Below are 15,580 nucleotides of genomic sequence, written 5' to 3' on the forward strand. Positions count from 1 at the left end.
GGTGCTCCTGGCTTAACTTCGACCAGTAACATTCTAATTACAATGTGATGGGGAGCACAAATTTATTTCGAATGAAAGTTCATGCATTCAGAAAATGCCGGGAGGCGGCGTTGCCTTTCCCGGCCTGCAGGACAGGGAAGGCCCGCTAAGCGTCGCGCCAGCGGGCCTGAGGGGTTAGAGCGTATGCTCGGTACGGGCGATGATATCGTCCTGGGTATCCGGCGACAGGGCGGTAAAGAACGCCGAGTACCCGGCGACGCGCACCACCAAATCGCGGTACTGGTCGGGGTGTTTCTTCGCCTCCAGCAGCGTGTCGCGCGAGACAATGTTGTACTGGATATGCCAGCCTTTATGCACCTCGAAGAAGGTGCGCAGCAGCACCATCAGCTTCTGCTTATCGGACTCGTTCTCCAGGGTGGACGGATTCAGCTTCTGGTTAAGCAGCACGCCGCCGAGGATCGCCCCGGTGGGCAGTTTACCCACCGAACTGATGACCGCCGTCGGCCCCAGATGGTCGGTTCCGGAGGCCGGGCTGGCCCCTTCCGCCAGCGGGGTGTGCGCTTTACGGCCATCCGGCGTCGCCATGGTCTGCGCGCCGAACGGCACGTTGGCGGAGATAGACGACGTGCCGGCGTAATAGTTGCCGCCGATCGGGCCGCGGCCATAGCGCGGGTTGTGATACTGCTTCAGCTCGTCGATATAGGTCTGGTAGGCCCGCGCCAGCAACGTGTCCACGCTGTCATCATCGTTACCGTACTTCGGCGCGCCGTTGATCAACCGCTGGCGCAGCTGCTCGTGGGTCAGGCCGTCGAAATCTTCCGCCAGCGCCTTCGCCAGTTCCTGCTGGCCGATAACGCCCTGATCGAAGACCAGCTTTTTCACCGCCGCCAGGCTGTTGCCGAGGTTGGCGATGCCCACCTGCAGGCCGGACACCCAGTCATATTTCGCGCCGCCTTGCTTGATACTCTTCGCCCGTTCGATGCAGTCGTCCACCAGCGCCGAACAGAGAATATCGTGGACGTTCTCTTCCAGCATGGTATCGACCACGTACTCAATCTCAATCGACTTACGGGTGTAGTAGCGGATCTGGCGGTCCCAGTCGGCCAGCACCTCGTCGAAGTTAGCGAAGTTGCCTTTCGACAGGGCGTGCTCCTGCGGCAGAAACACCTGGCCGCTGGTGGCATCGCGGCCGCCTTCCAGCGTCGCCAGCATCACCCGCGCGAAGTTGATAAAGCTCATGCCGGTGCAGCGATAGCCCCATTTGCCGCCGACCGCAGTTTCGATACAGCCGATGGCCGCATAATCGTAGGCGTCCTGCGGCTCAATACCCAGCTTGATAAATTCCGGGATCACGATTTCGTCGTTATTAAACGCTGGCATACCGAAGCCGCAGCGGATCACCTGGACGCAGGCGTCGAGGAAATCGTTGCTCATTCCGGCGTGGTAGCGCACGCTGAGGTTCGGCTGGGTGGAACGCAGACGACCGCAGGATTCCAGGATGGCATACGACAGCGGGTTGACCGCGTCCTGCGGCTGGCCATCCACCAGGTTCTGGCCGCCGATGGTGACGTTCTGATACAGCGGGCTGCCGGCCGAGGCCTTGGAGTGCGAGCCGGAGCGGATCTTGTTAACCTCCAGCAGCTTCAGCCAGCAGCTGTGCAGCAGCTCAATGGCCTGTTCGCGATCCAACGATTGCTGCAGCTCAACGTCGCGGCGGTAGTACGGATAGAGGTACTGGTCCATGCGGCCAAACGAGACCGAGTGGCCATTGGATTCAATCTGCAGGATCAGCTGAATGAAGTAGCACAGCTGCAGCGCCTGCCAGAAGGTCTTCGGCGGCTCATGGGCGATGATGTCGCAGTTTTCGGCAATCGTCAGCAGCTCCTCGCGGCGTGCGTCACGGGATTCTGCCGTCGCCATCTCGCGCGCCAGCGCGGCGAAGCGTTTGCTGTGGTCGCTGACCGCCGCCAGCACAATATCAATCGCTTTCAGGAACTGTTCGCCGTGCAGGTCTTCCAGCACCGTCAGATTGATGCGCGACCGGCGTTCGGCGACTTTTGCACGCAGGCCGTCCAGGCCTTTCTCCAGCAGCAGCGGGTAGTTGACCGCCAGGTGGGCGTCGCCGGAGGTCATATTGCCCTCTGCCTTAATAATGCCGGTGGCGAGCAGCGCTTTCTGCTCATCGGTAAACATGCCGTAGCAGCGGTCCTGTACGGTCTGGCCGCGCCACCACGGGCACACTTCATGCAGCACGCGCTTGTTCTCTTCGCTGACCACGAAGCCGGCGCCGGGGCGGTCGGCGAGATCGTCGATCTCTTTCTCGATCCAGCTGACGGTGTATTCCGGGAAGATCGGCGCGGCGCGCACTTCGCTGGCCTGGTTGCCGACGATCAGCTCATCGTGCTTGATCCAGATGGTGCGCTCGGCAAGGTGATGCGCCAGCGCCAGGGCACGACGCACCGGGATTGGCTTATCAAGATGCTGCTGATACATCTCGGTGTAGTGGCGGGCGCGTTCGGTACAGACCGGCGGCTTGACGATATGCACCAGCGCCATTTTATGGGCCTGGATGCGGGCGCTGAGGGTGTTGAGTTTCAGGGTAGTCATAGGGTTATCCTCGTAAGATCGCCGTTAGCCCCTTGCTCCGCGCATAATCCTGCGCAAAGGCGAGCAGCTCGGGAGCATCCAGCGGTTTATCCGGTGCGGTGTAGGGCTGACTGAGTAACTGGTATTTATTCATTCCCAGCGTGTGGTAGGGCAGGAAATGGATTTCGCTGACCCGCAGGCGGTCGGCGGCAAAATCAGTGATGGCGGTGATGTCGGCTTCGCTGGCGTTGAATCCCTGGATTAACGGCACGCGAATGATCATGTTTTTCCCCGCCTGCGCCAGACGCTGCAGGTTGTCCAGCACCCGGCGGGCGCTGCCGTCGGTCCACTGCCGGAAAACGGCCTCGTCGACATGCTTCAGGTCGGCGAGAAACAGGTCGACGAAGGGTAAAGCCGGTTCAATGTATTTCCAGGGGACGTGCAGGCAGGTTTCCACAGCAGTATGGATCCCTGCCTGATGGCTGGCCTCGAACAGCGCCCGCGCCAGGCCCGGATTCATAAAGGGTTCGCCGCCGGAAAGGGTGATGCCGCCGCCACTGCGATCGTAAAAGGGTTTATCGCGCAGCACCGTCGCCATGATCTCCTCGACGCTCTTCTCTTCGCCGCACACCGTGAGCGCGGTGGTGGGGCAGCAGTCGCGCAGCGCGGCGATATGGCTGTCGTTAACGTGTTGCCGGTGAATGATCAGGCCATCGAGGGTGCGGGTGATAACCGCCGGCGCCGCCTGCTGGCACAGCTCGCAGCCGGCAAGGCACAGGCGCGGGTCATACAGCAGGTCTTCGCTGCGGGCGCGGCTCTCCGGATTCTGGCACCAGCGGCAGCCCAGCGAGCAGCCTTTCAGGAAGACGACGGTGCGGATCCCTGGGCCGTCATGGGTGGAATAGCGCTGGATATTGAAGATCATGGCTTACCCTCTTGTTTGCGTATGAACATAAAAACACTTTCGAATGAAAGTTATATTGACGCAAATCAACAAGCGGGATGGGGATAAGTCAGAGGGGAGAAAATAACGAGAGCGGTCACAAAACCACCGGCGACTCTCGTCGCCGGTAGGGGGATTAGTGCGAGCCGCATACCTCGCACTGCGGGTGGCGCATCAGCTTCATTTCACGAAACTGGCAGGTCATGGCGTCGTACATCACGATTTTTCCGCTGGCGGGCGTGCCGTAGCCAGTCAGCAGCTTAATGGCCTCCATCGCCTGCAGAGAACCGATAGTGCCCACCAGCGGGGCCATCACGCCGGCTTCGACGCAGGTGAGGGCATTTTCGCCAAACAGGCGGCTCAGGCAGCGGTAGCAGGGTTCGCCCTGCTGATAGGTGAAGACGCTGATCTGCCCCTCCATGCGGATCGCCGCCCCGGAAACCAGCGGGGTTTGGTGGCGGAAGCAGCCGGCGTTGAGCTGGTTACGGATGTCGACGTTGTCGGTGCAGTCGAGCACCAGATCGTGCCCGGCAATCTGCGCCGCCAGCGCCGGTTCGTCCAGTAAGGCATTGAGCGGCACCAGATGAACGTGCGGATTAATGCGCGCCAGCGCCTCGCGGGCGGAATCCACCTTAGGCTGGCCGAGGGTGGCATCGCTGTGCAGCGTCTGGCGCTGCAGATTGGAGAGCGAGACGGTGTCGAAATCGAGCAGGGTGAGCTGCCCCACCCCGGCGGCGGCCAGATACTGCGCGGCGGCGCAGCCAAGCCCGCCGAGGCCGACCACCAGCACCCGAGCGGCCTTTAGCCGCTCCTGGCCGTCAAAATCAAAACCGCGCAAAACAATCTGCCGGTTATAGCGCAGCATCTCTTCATCGCTCAGCTCCACGGCCATTACAGCCCCCCAAACAGATGGCTGAACGGTTCGACGTCGACCCATTCGCCCGCTTCAACGTGGCCGCGCTCGCGCTCCAGCACGATAAAGCAGTTGCCGAGGCTGAAAGAGCTGAAAATGTGCGAGCCCTGATGGCCGGTGGTGGTCACCACCAGCTCGCCGTCCGGGTTGCGCTGCAGAATACCGCGTTGAAAATCGAGGCGGCCCGGCGACTTTTTCAGTCGTGTGGCGGCGCGTACCCGCAGGCGGGTTGCCTGAAGCGGGCCGTACTTGCCCGAGAGCTTCGCCAGCAGCGGCTGCACCAGCTGACAGAAGGTGACGGTGGCGGAAACCGGGTTGCCCGGCAGGCCGCAGAACCAGCTGCTGCTGAGCTTGCCGAAGGCGAAGGGTTTGCCCGGCTTGATCGCCAGCTTCCAGAAGCCGATCTCCCCCACCTCTTCAAGAATGGTTTTGGTGTAGTCGGCTTCGCCCACCGAGACGCCCCCGGAGCTGATGACCACGTCGGCCTGCTGGTCGGCGGCGATAAAGGCCTCACGCAGTTGCGCCGGATCGTCAGGAATAATACCGAGATTAATGACCTCGCAGCCCAGCTGTTCGAGCATCAGATGCACCGCCAGGCGGTTGGTATCGTAAATCTGGCCGTCGCCGAGCGGTTGACCCGGCAGCTGCAGCTCATCGCCGGTCGAGAAGACCGCGACGCGAATCTTGCGCACCACCTCGACATCGGCAATGCCCAGCGAGGCCAGCACCGGCAGCTCGGCTACCGTCAGCGGCGTTCCCTCCGGGAAGACCACCGCGCCGTGGGCGATATCTTCTCCGCGGCGGCGAATATGCTGCCCGGCTTTCACCGGCGCGGTAAAGCGCACGCCGGCGTCGGTCTGTTCAGTCTCTTCCTGCATGACTACCGCGTCGCAGCCTGCAGGCACCGGCGCGCCGGTCATAATGCGGATACAGGTGCCGGTGGGCCAGGCGTCGTGAAACGGCTGGCCGGCGAAGGCCTTCCCGGCGACCGGCAGGGCCGCGCCGTCGCGAAGGTCGCTCAACCGGACGGCATAGCCATCCATCGCCGCGTTATCAAAGCCGGGGACATCCAGCGGGGAGATAATGTCATGGGCGGTAACGCGCGCGAAGGCCTGCAACAGCGGTACAGTTTCCGTGGCGCTCAGCGGCGTAATACGATCGAGCATCTGGGTGAGGGCTGTGTCGAGCGGCATCAGTCCGGCGGTAAAATCCATGGGTCACTCCTGCGGGCAAAACGGCGAAAACGCCTATTATGGCAGAAAAGCGGCGCGGGCTGTATGCCACCTGGGTACGAGGCTTTACATCGCCCGCCGCTCTTTCTATATTCAAAAATTGTATAAGACATTCAGCAATATAATGATATCAATACCCTTATTCCTGACGTGACCGGCGCCGCGACGCGCTACGACAGGGCGGGGGCTATCCACTTCATCGTTAAGGACTGGCGAAATGGGCAAGGCGGTTATAGCAATTCACGGCGGCGCAGGGGCGATTTCTCGCGCGCAGATGACGCCGGAGCGGGAGCGGGAGTACGTGGCGGCGCTGTCGGCTATCGTCGAAAGCGGACAGAAAATGTTGGCTGCGGGCGCCAGTGCGCTGGATGCCGTGACCGAGGCCGTCCGTCTGCTGGAGGAGTGTCCGCTGTTTAACGCCGGGATCGGCTCGGTATTTACCCACGATCAAACCCACGAACTGGACGCCTGCGTGATGGACGGCTACAGCCTGCAGGCGGGGGCGGTGGCCGGGGTCAAACATTTACGTAATCCGGTGCTGGCGGCGCGTCTGGTGCTGGAAAAGAGCCCGCACGTGCTGCTGATCGGCGAGGGGGCGGAAAATTTCGCCTTCTCCCACGGAATGGCGCGCGTCGATAACGATCTCTTTTCCACCCCCGAGCGCCTGCTGCAGCTGCAGGAGGCGAAAGCGGGTGGGGAGATCATCCTTGACCACCATGCCGCTCCGCTCGACGAACGCCAGAAAATGGGCACCGTCGGGGCGGTGGCGCTCGATCTGGCCGGCAATCTGGCGGCGGCGACCTCCACCGGCGGCATGACCAACAAACTGCCCGGACGCGTTGGCGACAGCCCGCTGCCGGGCGCGGGGTGCTACGCCAACAATGCCAGCGTGGCGGTCTCCTGCACCGGCACCGGCGAAGTCTTTATGCGTACTCTGGCGGCCTACGATATCGCCGCCCTGATGGAGTACGGTCAGCTCAGTCTCTATTCCGCCTGCGAGCGGGTGGTGATGGAGAAGCTGCCGGCCCTCGGCGGCAGCGGCGGACTGATTGCCGTCGATCGCGAAGGCAACGTCGTTTTACCGTTTAACAGCGAAGGCATGTACCGCGCCTGGTGCTATGCCGGCGATACGCCGACCATTGGCATTTATCGCGAATAGAACAAGGGAGAAGGAGAGTGCCGCAAACTCACGAAACGGATACCTGCGAAGTACTGGTGGTGCGCAACCTGAACGTGGCGTTTCGCCAGCAGGATGCGCCAGAGGTGCAGGCCGTGCGTCAGCTTTCCTTCAGCCTGCGCCGCGGCGAGACGCTGGCGATTGTCGGGGAGTCCGGTTCGGGAAAATCGGTCACCGCTCTGGCGCTGATGCGTCTGCTTGACGCCGCCAGCAGCGAGGTGAGTAGCGAGGGGCTGTGGCTGCGACGGCGCAACCGGCAGGTGATCGCGCTCAATGAGCAATCGGAGGCCGAAATGCGCCGGGTACGCGGCGCGGACCTGGCGATGATTTTTCAGGAGCCGATGACTTCGCTGAACCCGGTGTTCACCATCGGCGAGCAGATCGCCGAATCCCTGCGTCTGCACCAGGGGCTGGGGCGCGAAGAGGCGCTGCGCGCGGCAAAAAAGATGCTCGACCAGGTGCGTATTCCCCAGGCGGAAGAGATGCTCTCACGCTATCCGCACCAGCTCTCCGGCGGCATGCGCCAGCGGGTGATGATCGCCATGGCGCTCTCCTGTCGGCCGGCGGTGCTGATTGCCGACGAGCCGACCACGGCGCTGGATGTCACCATCCAGGCGCAAATTTTGCAACTTATCGCCGTCCTGCAAAAGGAGATGGCGATGGGAGTAATCTTTATCACCCATGACATGGGGGTGGTGGCCGATATCGCCGATCGGGTGCTGGTCATGTATCGCGGCGAGGCGGTGGAGACCGGCAGCGTCGAGGAGATTTTCCGTTCACCGCAGCACCCTTATACGCAGTCCCTGCTGGCGGCGGTCCCCCGGCTGGGTGAGATGCGCGGTCGGGATCTGCCGCGCCGCTTTCCGCTGCCGGGGCAGCCGCTGGCGGAGACAGAAACGCCAGACACGGTGGTGGCGGGTGAGCCGATTCTGCAGGTGCGCGATCTGGTGGCCCGTTTCCCGGTGCGCGGCGGGCTGCTCAATCGCGTGACGCGCGAAGTGCATGCGGTGGAGAAGGTGAGTTTTGATCTCTGGCCGGGAGAGACCCTCTCTCTGGTGGGGGAGTCCGGCTGCGGCAAGTCGACCACCGGCCGGGCGCTGCTGAGGCTGGTTGAGACCCAGGGTGGCACCATTACCTTCGATGGTCAGCGGATCGATACCCTCTCCGGCAGCAAGCTGCAGTCCCTGCGGCGCAATATTCAGTTTATTTTTCAGGATCCTTACGCCTCGCTCGATCCGCGCCAGACGGTCGGCGATTCGATTATGGAGCCGCTGCGGGTGCATGGCCTGCTGGACAGGGAGGCGGCTCGCGAGCGGGTCGCCTGGCTGCTGAAGCGCGTGGGGCTGCAGCCGGAGCATGCCTGGCGCTACCCCCACGCCTTTTCCGGCGGCCAGCGGCAGCGGATCTGCATTGCCCGCGCGCTGGCGCTGAATCCGAAGGTGGTGATTGCCGATGAGTCGGTGTCGGCCCTGGATGTCTCCATTCGTGCGCAGATTATCAATCTGATGCTCGACCTGCAGCGCGAGATGGGCATCGCGTTTCTGTTTATTTCCCATGATATGGCGGTGGTGGAGCGCATCAGCCACCGCGTGGCGGTGATGTATCGCGGCCGGATTGTCGAAATCGGCCCGCGCCGCGCAGTGTTTGAAAACCCGCAGCACCCCTATACCCGTAAGCTCATGGCTGCCGTACCGGTGGCCGACCCGGCCTACCGTCATCCGCAGCGGGTCCTGCTGTCTGATGACGTCCCGGGCAATATCTATAAGCGGGGCGAGGAGATCGCCAGCCCGCCATTGCAGCAGGTTGGGCCGGGCCACTTCGTCGCCCGCGACGCCGCCGACGTGCTGGGCAGAACATAACAACACATAACGCACCTTTTCAGGAGAACACGATGACACAACCTGTTTCACGCAAATGGTGGCTGGCGCTGAGTATCGCGGCGGCCCTGGCGAGCGCCCCCGCTTTTGCTGCCAAAGATGTGGTGGTGGCGGTCGGGTCTAACTTCACGACGCTCGACCCCTATGATGCTAACGATACTCTGTCGCAGGCGGTGGCGAAGTCCTTTTATCAAGGCCTGTTCGGCCTTGATAAAGAGATGAAGCTGCAAAATGTTCTTGCCGAGAGCTACACCGTGTCGCCGGATGGCCTGGTGTACACCATCAAGCTGCACGGCGGGGTGAAATTCCAGGATGGCACCGACTTTAACGCCGAGGCGGTCAAGGCTAACCTCGACCGCGCCAGCAACCCGGAAAACCATCTCAAGCGCTATAACCTGTATAAAAATATCGCCAGCACCGAGGCGGTTGATCCGACCACGGTGAAAATCACCCTCAAACAGCCGTTCTCGGCGTTTATTAATATTCTCGCCCATCCGGCGACAGCGATGATTTCGCCGACGGCGCTGAAAAAATATGGCAAGGATATCGGCTTCCACCCGGTGGGCACCGGGCCGTATAAGCTCGATACCTGGAACCAGACCGACTTCGTGAAGGTCAGCAAGTTCGATGGCTACTGGCAGCCGGGGCTGCCGAAGCTGGATTCCATTACCTGGCGACCGGTAGTCGATAACAATACCCGGGCGGCGATGCTGCAGACCGGCGAGGCGCAGTTTGCCTTCCCGATCCCCTACGAGCAGGCGCCGCTGCTGGCGAAAAACAGCAAACTGGAGCTGGTGGCCAGTCCGTCGATCATGCAGCGTTACATCAGCATGAACGTGACGCAGAAACCGTTCGATAATCCGAAGGTGCGCGAAGCGATCAACTACGCCATCAACCGCCAGGCGCTGGTCAAGGTGGCGTTTGCCGGCTATGCCACCCCGGCGACCGGCGTGGTGCCGCCATCGATTGCCTACGCTCAGAGCTATCCCGCGTGGCCTTACGATCCGGCGAAAGCGCGCCAGCTGCTAAAAGAGGCCGGCTACCCCAACGGGTTTAGCACTACGCTGTGGTCGTCACATAACCACAGCACCGCGCAGAAAGTGCTGCAGTTTACCCAGCAGCAGTTGGCGCAGGTGGGCATAAAGGCGCAGGTGACGGCGATGGACGCCGGTCAGCGGGCGGCGGAAGTGGAAGGTAAAGGGCAGAAAGAGAGCGGGGTACGGATGTTCTATACCGGCTGGTCCGCCTCCACTGGCGAAGCCGACTGGGCGCTGTCGCCGCTGTTTGCTTCCCAAAACTGGCCGCCGACCCTGTTCAACACCGCTTTTTACAGCAACCCGCAGGTGGATAGCGCGCTGAGCGAGGCGCTGAAAACCACCGATCCGCAAGAGAAAACCAAACTCTACAAAGCGGCGCAGGATATTATCTGGAAAGAGTCGCCGTGGGTGCCGCTGGTGGTGGAGAAACTGGTCTCCGCCCACAGCAAGAACCTCACCGGCTTCTATATCCAGCCGGACACCGGCTTCAGCTTCGAACAGGCAGATTTAACACCGTGAAGGTCGAGATGATGCCCTCCGGCGCTAGTGGGCGGAGAGCGGTTTTTCCGCGGGGCGGGTTGTGGAGGTACGATGCTCAACTATGTGATTAAGCGCCTGCTGGGGCTGATCCCCACCCTGCTAATCGTCGCGGTGCTGGTGTTTCTCTTCGTCCATATGCTGCCCGGCGACCCGGCGCGGCTGATTGCCGGACCAGAGGCCGATGCCCAGGTGGTGGCGATGGTGCGCCAGCAGCTGGGGCTTGACCAGCCGCTGCACGTCCAGTTCTGGCACTACATCACCAACGTGCTGCGCGGCGATTTTGGCATGTCCATGGCCTCGCGGCGTCCCGTTGCCAGTGAGATAGCCAGCCGCTTTATGCCCACCCTGTGGCTGACGCTGGCCAGCATGAGCTGGGCAGTGCTGTTTGGCATGGCGGTGGGGATCGCGGCGGCGGTGTGGCGCAATCGCTGGCCTGACCGTCTGGGAATGGCGCTGGCGGTGAGCGGTATTTCGTTTCCGGCCTTTGCCCTCGGCATGTTGCTGATGCAGGTGTTTTCGGTTGAGCTGGGCTGGCTGCCGACGGTGGGCGCCGACAGCTGGCGGCACTATATTTTGCCGTCGCTGACCCTCGGCGCGGCGGTGGCAGCGGTGATGGCGCGCTTTACCCGCGCGTCGTTCGTCGATGTGCTGCATGAAGACTATATGCGTACCGCCCGGGCGAAAGGGGTGAGCGAAACGCGGGTGGTGCTCAAGCATGGTCTGCGCAATGCGATGATCCCGGTGGTCACCATGATGGGGCTGCAGTTCGGTTTCCTGCTCGGCGGCTCGATCGTCGTGGAGAAGGTCTTCAACTGGCCGGGGCTGGGGCGACTGCTGGTCGATTCGGTAGAAATGCGCGATTACCCGGTGATTCAGGCGGAAGTGCTGCTCTTTTCGCTGGAGTTTATTCTTATCAATTTAGTGGTGGATGTGCTGTACGCGGCCATAAACCCGGCTATCAGGTATAAGTAAGGTGCGATTGCTTAACTGGAGAAGGCAGGCGGCGCTGAACGCCATGCCGGGCATCAGGCCCGGCGAAATCCATACCCCCTGGCATGAGTTCTGGCGGCGCTTTCGGCGTCAGCCGGTGGCCATGGGCGCCGGTATTTTCGTGCTGTTGCTGATTGCGGTGGCCATCGTCGCCCCATGGATAGCGCCGTACGATGCGGAAAATTATTTCGACTACGACCGGCTTAACGAGGGGCCTTCGCTGGTGCACTGGTTCGGTGTCGACTCTTTGGGGCGCGATATTTTCAGCCGGGTGCTGGTGGGGGCGCAGATCTCGCTGGCCGCGGGGGTGCTGGCGGTGCTGATTGGCGCGGCCATCGGCACGGTGCTTGGGCTGCTGGCCGGCTACTATGAGGGCTGGTGGGACCGGCTGATTATGCGTCTGTGCGACGTGCTGTTCGCCTTTCCGGGGATCCTGCTGGCGATCGCGGTGGTCGCCGTCATGGGTAGCGGGATGGCCAACGTGATTATCGCCGTGGCGATCTTCTCGATCCCGGCGTTCGCCCGGCTGGTGCGGGGCAACACCCTGGTATTAAAGCAGCAGACCTTTATTGAATCGGCGCGCAGCATTGGCGCCAGCGATGCCACCATCCTCTTCCACCACATCCTGCCGGGGACGGTGTCGTCGATCGTGGTTTATTTCACCATGCGCATTGGGGTATCGATTATTTCGGCGGCCAGTCTGTCGTTTCTCGGTCTCGGCGCGCAGCCGCCCACGCCAGAGTGGGGCGCGATGCTCAACGAGGCGCGGGCGGATATGGTGATGTCCCCGCACGTGGCGCTGTTTCCGGCGGTGGCGATTTTCGTGACCGTGCTGGCGTTTAATCTGCTGGGGGATGGCCTGCGCGATGCACTGGATCCGAAGTTAAAGGGGTAGGGTGAGGGAAAGCACCGCCGTGCGGTGCTTTATATTATTTGTGGCTTCAGCGCACATTGCGCTCCCGGTTAATCTTCTGCGTTATGTCTCTCATCGCGCAGGGAGCGCACAGGGGGCGGCCAGTCGCCGCCGCCCCCTGTACCCCGGGCTCCGGCCAGCAACATCGCCACTGCGTGGTGCCTTCGACTTATCCCTGCAGGCTGCGGGTCGGGCCGAGGCAGCGTCCGTGCAAAACACGGCCCTCAGCCCGCATCCATGTTGGCTGCCCCGGCCTTCCGGGAACGTCTCAGCGATGTTGAGGCCGCCAGCACCGGCAGTTTCAGCGGCCCCATGTCCGGCGGCGATTCACATATTGGGACTGGACCCCGTAGGCCGGGTAAGCGTAGCGCCACCCGGCAAAATAACGGCGCAACAGGGTTGCCTGGAAGGTCATCAACGCTTGCCCGGCAGCGCTGCGCTTGCGCGGGCCTGGAGGGGGAGCCTACGGGAGAACCCCGTAGGCCGGGGAATGCGCTAAGCCGCTATCCGGGAAGCTGGACTAGACCCGGGTTCCCCACAGGTCGTATTCGTCGGCGTGCTCGACTTTCACCCGCACCACGTCGCCCGGCTTGACGCCGGTTTCGCCGTTCAGGTAGACCGCGCCGTCGATTTCCGGGGCGTCGGCCATGCTGCGGCCAATGGCGCCTTCTTCATCAACTTCATCCACCAGCACCAGGATTTCGCGACCCACTTTTTCCTGCAGACGCTCGGCAGAGATCTGCTGCTGCAGCTGCATAAAGCGGTTCCAGCGCTCCTCTTTCACCTCTTCCGGCACCTGGTCCGCCAGCTCATTGGCAGTGGCGCCTTCAACCGGGCTGTACTTGAAGCAGCCGACGCGGTCGAGACGCGCCTCTTTCAGGAAGTCGAGCAGCATCTGGAAATCTTCTTCCGTTTCCCCCGGGAAGCCCACGATAAAGGTGGAGCGCAGGGTCAGATCCGGGCAGATTTCACGCCACTGCTTGATGCGCGCCAGCTGACGGTCAGCGGAACCTGGACGCTTCATCAGCTTCAGGATGCGCGGGCTGGCGTGCTGCAGCGGAATATCGAGGTACGGCAGAATTTTGCCTTCTGCCATCAGCGGGATCACATCGTCAACGTGCGGGTACGGGTAGACATAGTGCAGGCGCACCCAGATGCCGAGCTTCGCCAGCTCTTCGCACAGGCTGACCATGCTGGTCTTCACCGGCATACCGTTGTGGAAACCAGTGCGGTGCTTGACGTCGACGCCGTATGCGGAGGTGTCCTGCGAAATCACCAGCAGCTCTTTCACGCCAGCGTCAGCGAGGCGTTTGGCTTCCGCCAGCACTTCGCCAATCGGACGGCTCACCAGGTCGCCGCGCATGGACGGAATAATGCAGAAGGTGCAGCGATGGTTGCAGCCTTCAGAAATTTTTAAGTAGGCGTAGTGGCGCGGCGTCAGCTTAACGCCCTGTTCCGGCACCAGGCTCAGGAACGGGTTGTGCTTCGGCTTTGGCGTATAGTGGTGGACGTGCTCCAGCACCTGCTCATAGCTGTGCGGACCGGTGATCTCCAGCACCTTCGGGTGCACTTCACGGATCTGATCCTCTTTTGCGCCGAGACAGCCGGTGACGATCACCTTGCCGTTCTCTTTCAACGCTTCGCCGATCGCTTCCAGCGATTCCTGCACAGCGCTGTCGATAAAGCCGCAGGTATTAACGATCACCATATCGGCGTTGTCGTAGGTAGGGACGACGTCATAACCTTCGGTGCGCAGTTCGGTCAGGATACGCTCTGAGTCCACGAGGTTTTTCGGGCAGCCCAGGGAGACGAAGCCGATTTTCGGCTGGTGCGTGACATTGCTCATAGCTTAAAAAGTGTTCAATTATTGGAATGGTCAGGGCAGGAATTCTACAGATCTTTGCGAAAAAGAGTATAGCTCCGTCACGGTTAATGGTGAAAAAGCGCACCCAGCCCTGCCTTTCATGCCCCTGCCGCTAAAGCGGATCCCGCACGCCCCGGAGCAGAGGGGCGGGAAACGCTTCCGGCAAGCCGTGCGCGCAGGCGGCGATTCACGCCCGGCGTTGCTGCCGGGCAGAAACTTATTGCGCCGGGGTGACGGCTCCGGAGGGGGCGGCGCCGGGCTTTTTCGGCTCGCGCTTATCCTGCAGCGTGAAGACAGAGATCAAAGTAAAGAGCCCGGCGATGCCGCCGAGGATCAGATAGGTGTCGGCGAAGCCAATGGTATCGTACAGATAGCCAGCCAGCGGGGAGTAAATGGCGGTGGCGATCGAGGCGACAAACAGCACCAGTAAATAGACTGTCGAAGAGAGCTTGTGGTCGAAGTTGGCGGCGATGAATTTAAAGACCGACACCAGAATTAACGGTTTCTCCAGGGCATGCATCATTTTTACTGCGCCAATCCACACCGGGCCAAGAGGCACCGCCGAACCAACAATACGTACCGACATGATCAGCCCGGCAATGATCAGCGCCCACTTGGCGCCGGTCCGGTTAACAAACCACGGCATCAGGCATAAGAACAGCGTTTCGCCGCACACCTGAATGGAGGCGAGGATCCCATACCAGCGGTTGCCTTCCTCCGGCGTCGGGAACTGTTGCGAGAAGTACTGGGCAAACTGCTGATCGTAGGTGTCATAAATCTGCGTGACGAACAGGGTAAAGAGCAGCAACATCCAGAACTGACCATTCTTCGCCAGCTCGAGGGCATGGGAGACCTTCAGCGATTCGCTTCGCGCTACATCGGCGTCGGTTAATTCGATTTTGGTCAGCATAAAGCAGACGGCGGCGATGACGATGGCGAGGCTGGCGAGCCAGAAGGCCAGATTGGGATTGCTGTCGATATATTTACCGACGATCCAGGCCGCGGCCGCCCAGCCTAACGAGCCCCACATCCGCACCCGACCGTATTCGAACTGGTAGCGGCGGGAAATCTTATCGATATAAGAGTCGATCACCCCGCAGCCGGAGTTAAAGATGATCCCCAGATAGATCCCCCCCAGCAGCGCGCCAATCCAGAAGCTGTGCATCAGCAGCGGCGCGTAAACGTAGATAAAGAAGGGGCCTACCGGCAGGAGCAGGGTCACCAGCAGCCAAATAAGCCGTTTTTTCAGGCCGAACTTGTCGGAAATAAAGCCGAAGAAAGGCTGCATTAGCAGGGCGATAAAGGCGTTTACCGAGTAGAGCAGGCCGGTTTTCGTGGCGCTGATGCCAAGATGCTGGGTGGTCCAAATGACAAAGAAAGCCATGGTCGACGACCAGGCGAACAGGTAGAGGAAATCGAATAGACTCAACAGAAGGTAGTTTCTTTTACCGGGCGTCATGGTTCAGTTCCTTGCAAACGGTCAGAGAGATTATCAGCGAACCGCGGCC

11 protein-coding genes are annotated in these 15,580 nt (G+C 61.4%); 5 read left to right on the forward strand and 6 right to left on the reverse strand.

Going from position 1 to position 15,580, the window contains the following annotated elements; translation table 11 throughout:
* Positions 1 to 174: 174 nt before the first annotated feature.
* The 4 genes from ABLU50_RS02440 to moeA all read right to left on the reverse strand — a co-directional run bounded on the left by ABLU50_RS02440 (position 175) and on the right by moeA (position 5,656).
* Positions 175 to 2,607, reverse strand: a complete 2,433-nt coding sequence (locus ABLU50_RS02440; protein ID WP_348864520.1) for a formate C-acetyltransferase/glycerol dehydratase family glycyl radical enzyme — start codon at positions 2,605 to 2,607, stop codon at positions 175 to 177.
* Between the two features lie 4 nt (positions 2,608 to 2,611).
* Positions 2,612 to 3,511 carry a glycyl-radical enzyme activating protein gene (locus tag ABLU50_RS02445; protein ID WP_004886257.1) on the reverse strand — a complete coding sequence of 300 codons (900 nt, stop codon included), beginning with the start codon at positions 3,509 to 3,511 and terminating at the stop codon, positions 2,612 to 2,614.
* A gap of 154 nt (positions 3,512 to 3,665) precedes the next feature.
* Positions 3,666 to 4,421: a molybdopterin-synthase adenylyltransferase MoeB gene (moeB, locus tag ABLU50_RS02450; protein WP_064178099.1), complete on the reverse strand. Its 756-nt coding sequence runs from the start codon at positions 4,419 to 4,421 to the stop codon at positions 3,666 to 3,668.
* A complete protein-coding gene (moeA, locus tag ABLU50_RS02455; RefSeq protein ID WP_087832379.1) occupies positions 4,421 to 5,656 on the reverse strand; it encodes a molybdopterin molybdotransferase MoeA in 1,236 nt (411 codons plus the stop codon). The genes moeB and moeA overlap by 1 nt, the downstream gene beginning before the upstream one ends.
* A 235-nt stretch (positions 5,657 to 5,891) precedes the next feature.
* Here moeA and iaaA point away from each other — a divergent pair, with 235 nt between their 5' ends.
* The 5 genes from iaaA to gsiD all read left to right on the forward strand — a co-directional run bounded on the left by iaaA (position 5,892) and on the right by gsiD (position 12,190).
* Positions 5,892 to 6,833: a beta-aspartyl-peptidase gene (gene iaaA, locus ABLU50_RS02460; protein ID WP_023320035.1), complete on the forward strand. Its 942-nt coding sequence runs from the start codon at positions 5,892 to 5,894 to the stop codon at positions 6,831 to 6,833.
* Positions 6,834 to 6,850: 17 nt separating this feature from the next.
* The gene (gsiA, locus tag ABLU50_RS02465; RefSeq protein WP_017900145.1) at positions 6,851 to 8,710 is read left to right on the forward strand and encodes a glutathione ABC transporter ATP-binding protein GsiA; all 1,860 of its coding nucleotides are present in this window, start codon (positions 6,851 to 6,853) and stop codon (positions 8,708 to 8,710) included.
* Between the two features lie 32 nt (positions 8,711 to 8,742).
* Positions 8,743 to 10,284: a glutathione ABC transporter substrate-binding protein GsiB gene (gene gsiB, locus ABLU50_RS02470; protein ID WP_323083958.1), complete on the forward strand. Its 1,542-nt coding sequence runs from the start codon at positions 8,743 to 8,745 to the stop codon at positions 10,282 to 10,284.
* Between the two features lie 72 nt (positions 10,285 to 10,356).
* On the forward strand, positions 10,357 to 11,277 hold the full coding sequence (gene gsiC, locus ABLU50_RS02475; protein WP_087832378.1) for a glutathione ABC transporter permease GsiC: 921 nt from the start codon (positions 10,357 to 10,359) through the stop codon (positions 11,275 to 11,277).
* A gap of 1 nt (position 11,278) precedes the next feature.
* Positions 11,279 to 12,190 carry a glutathione ABC transporter permease GsiD gene (gene gsiD, locus ABLU50_RS02480; protein WP_004886276.1) on the forward strand — a complete coding sequence of 304 codons (912 nt, stop codon included), beginning with the start codon at positions 11,279 to 11,281 and terminating at the stop codon, positions 12,188 to 12,190.
* Between the two features lie 538 nt (positions 12,191 to 12,728).
* Here the strand turns inward: gsiD and rimO are convergent.
* On the reverse strand, positions 12,729 to 14,054 hold the full coding sequence (gene rimO, locus ABLU50_RS02485) for a 30S ribosomal protein S12 methylthiotransferase RimO (protein ID WP_048294427.1): 1,326 nt from the start codon (positions 14,052 to 14,054) through the stop codon (positions 12,729 to 12,731).
* Positions 14,055 to 14,289: 235 nt separating this feature from the next.
* Entirely contained in the window at positions 14,290 to 15,531 is a 1,242-nt protein-coding gene (locus ABLU50_RS02490; protein ID WP_017900143.1) for an oligosaccharide MFS transporter, read from the reverse strand.
* Positions 15,532 to 15,580: the final 49 nt, after the last annotated feature.

The sequence above is a fragment of the Klebsiella sp. GG_Kp173 genome (assembly GCF_040062415.1).
Classification (GTDB): domain Bacteria; phylum Pseudomonadota; class Gammaproteobacteria; order Enterobacterales; family Enterobacteriaceae; genus Klebsiella; species Klebsiella quasipneumoniae.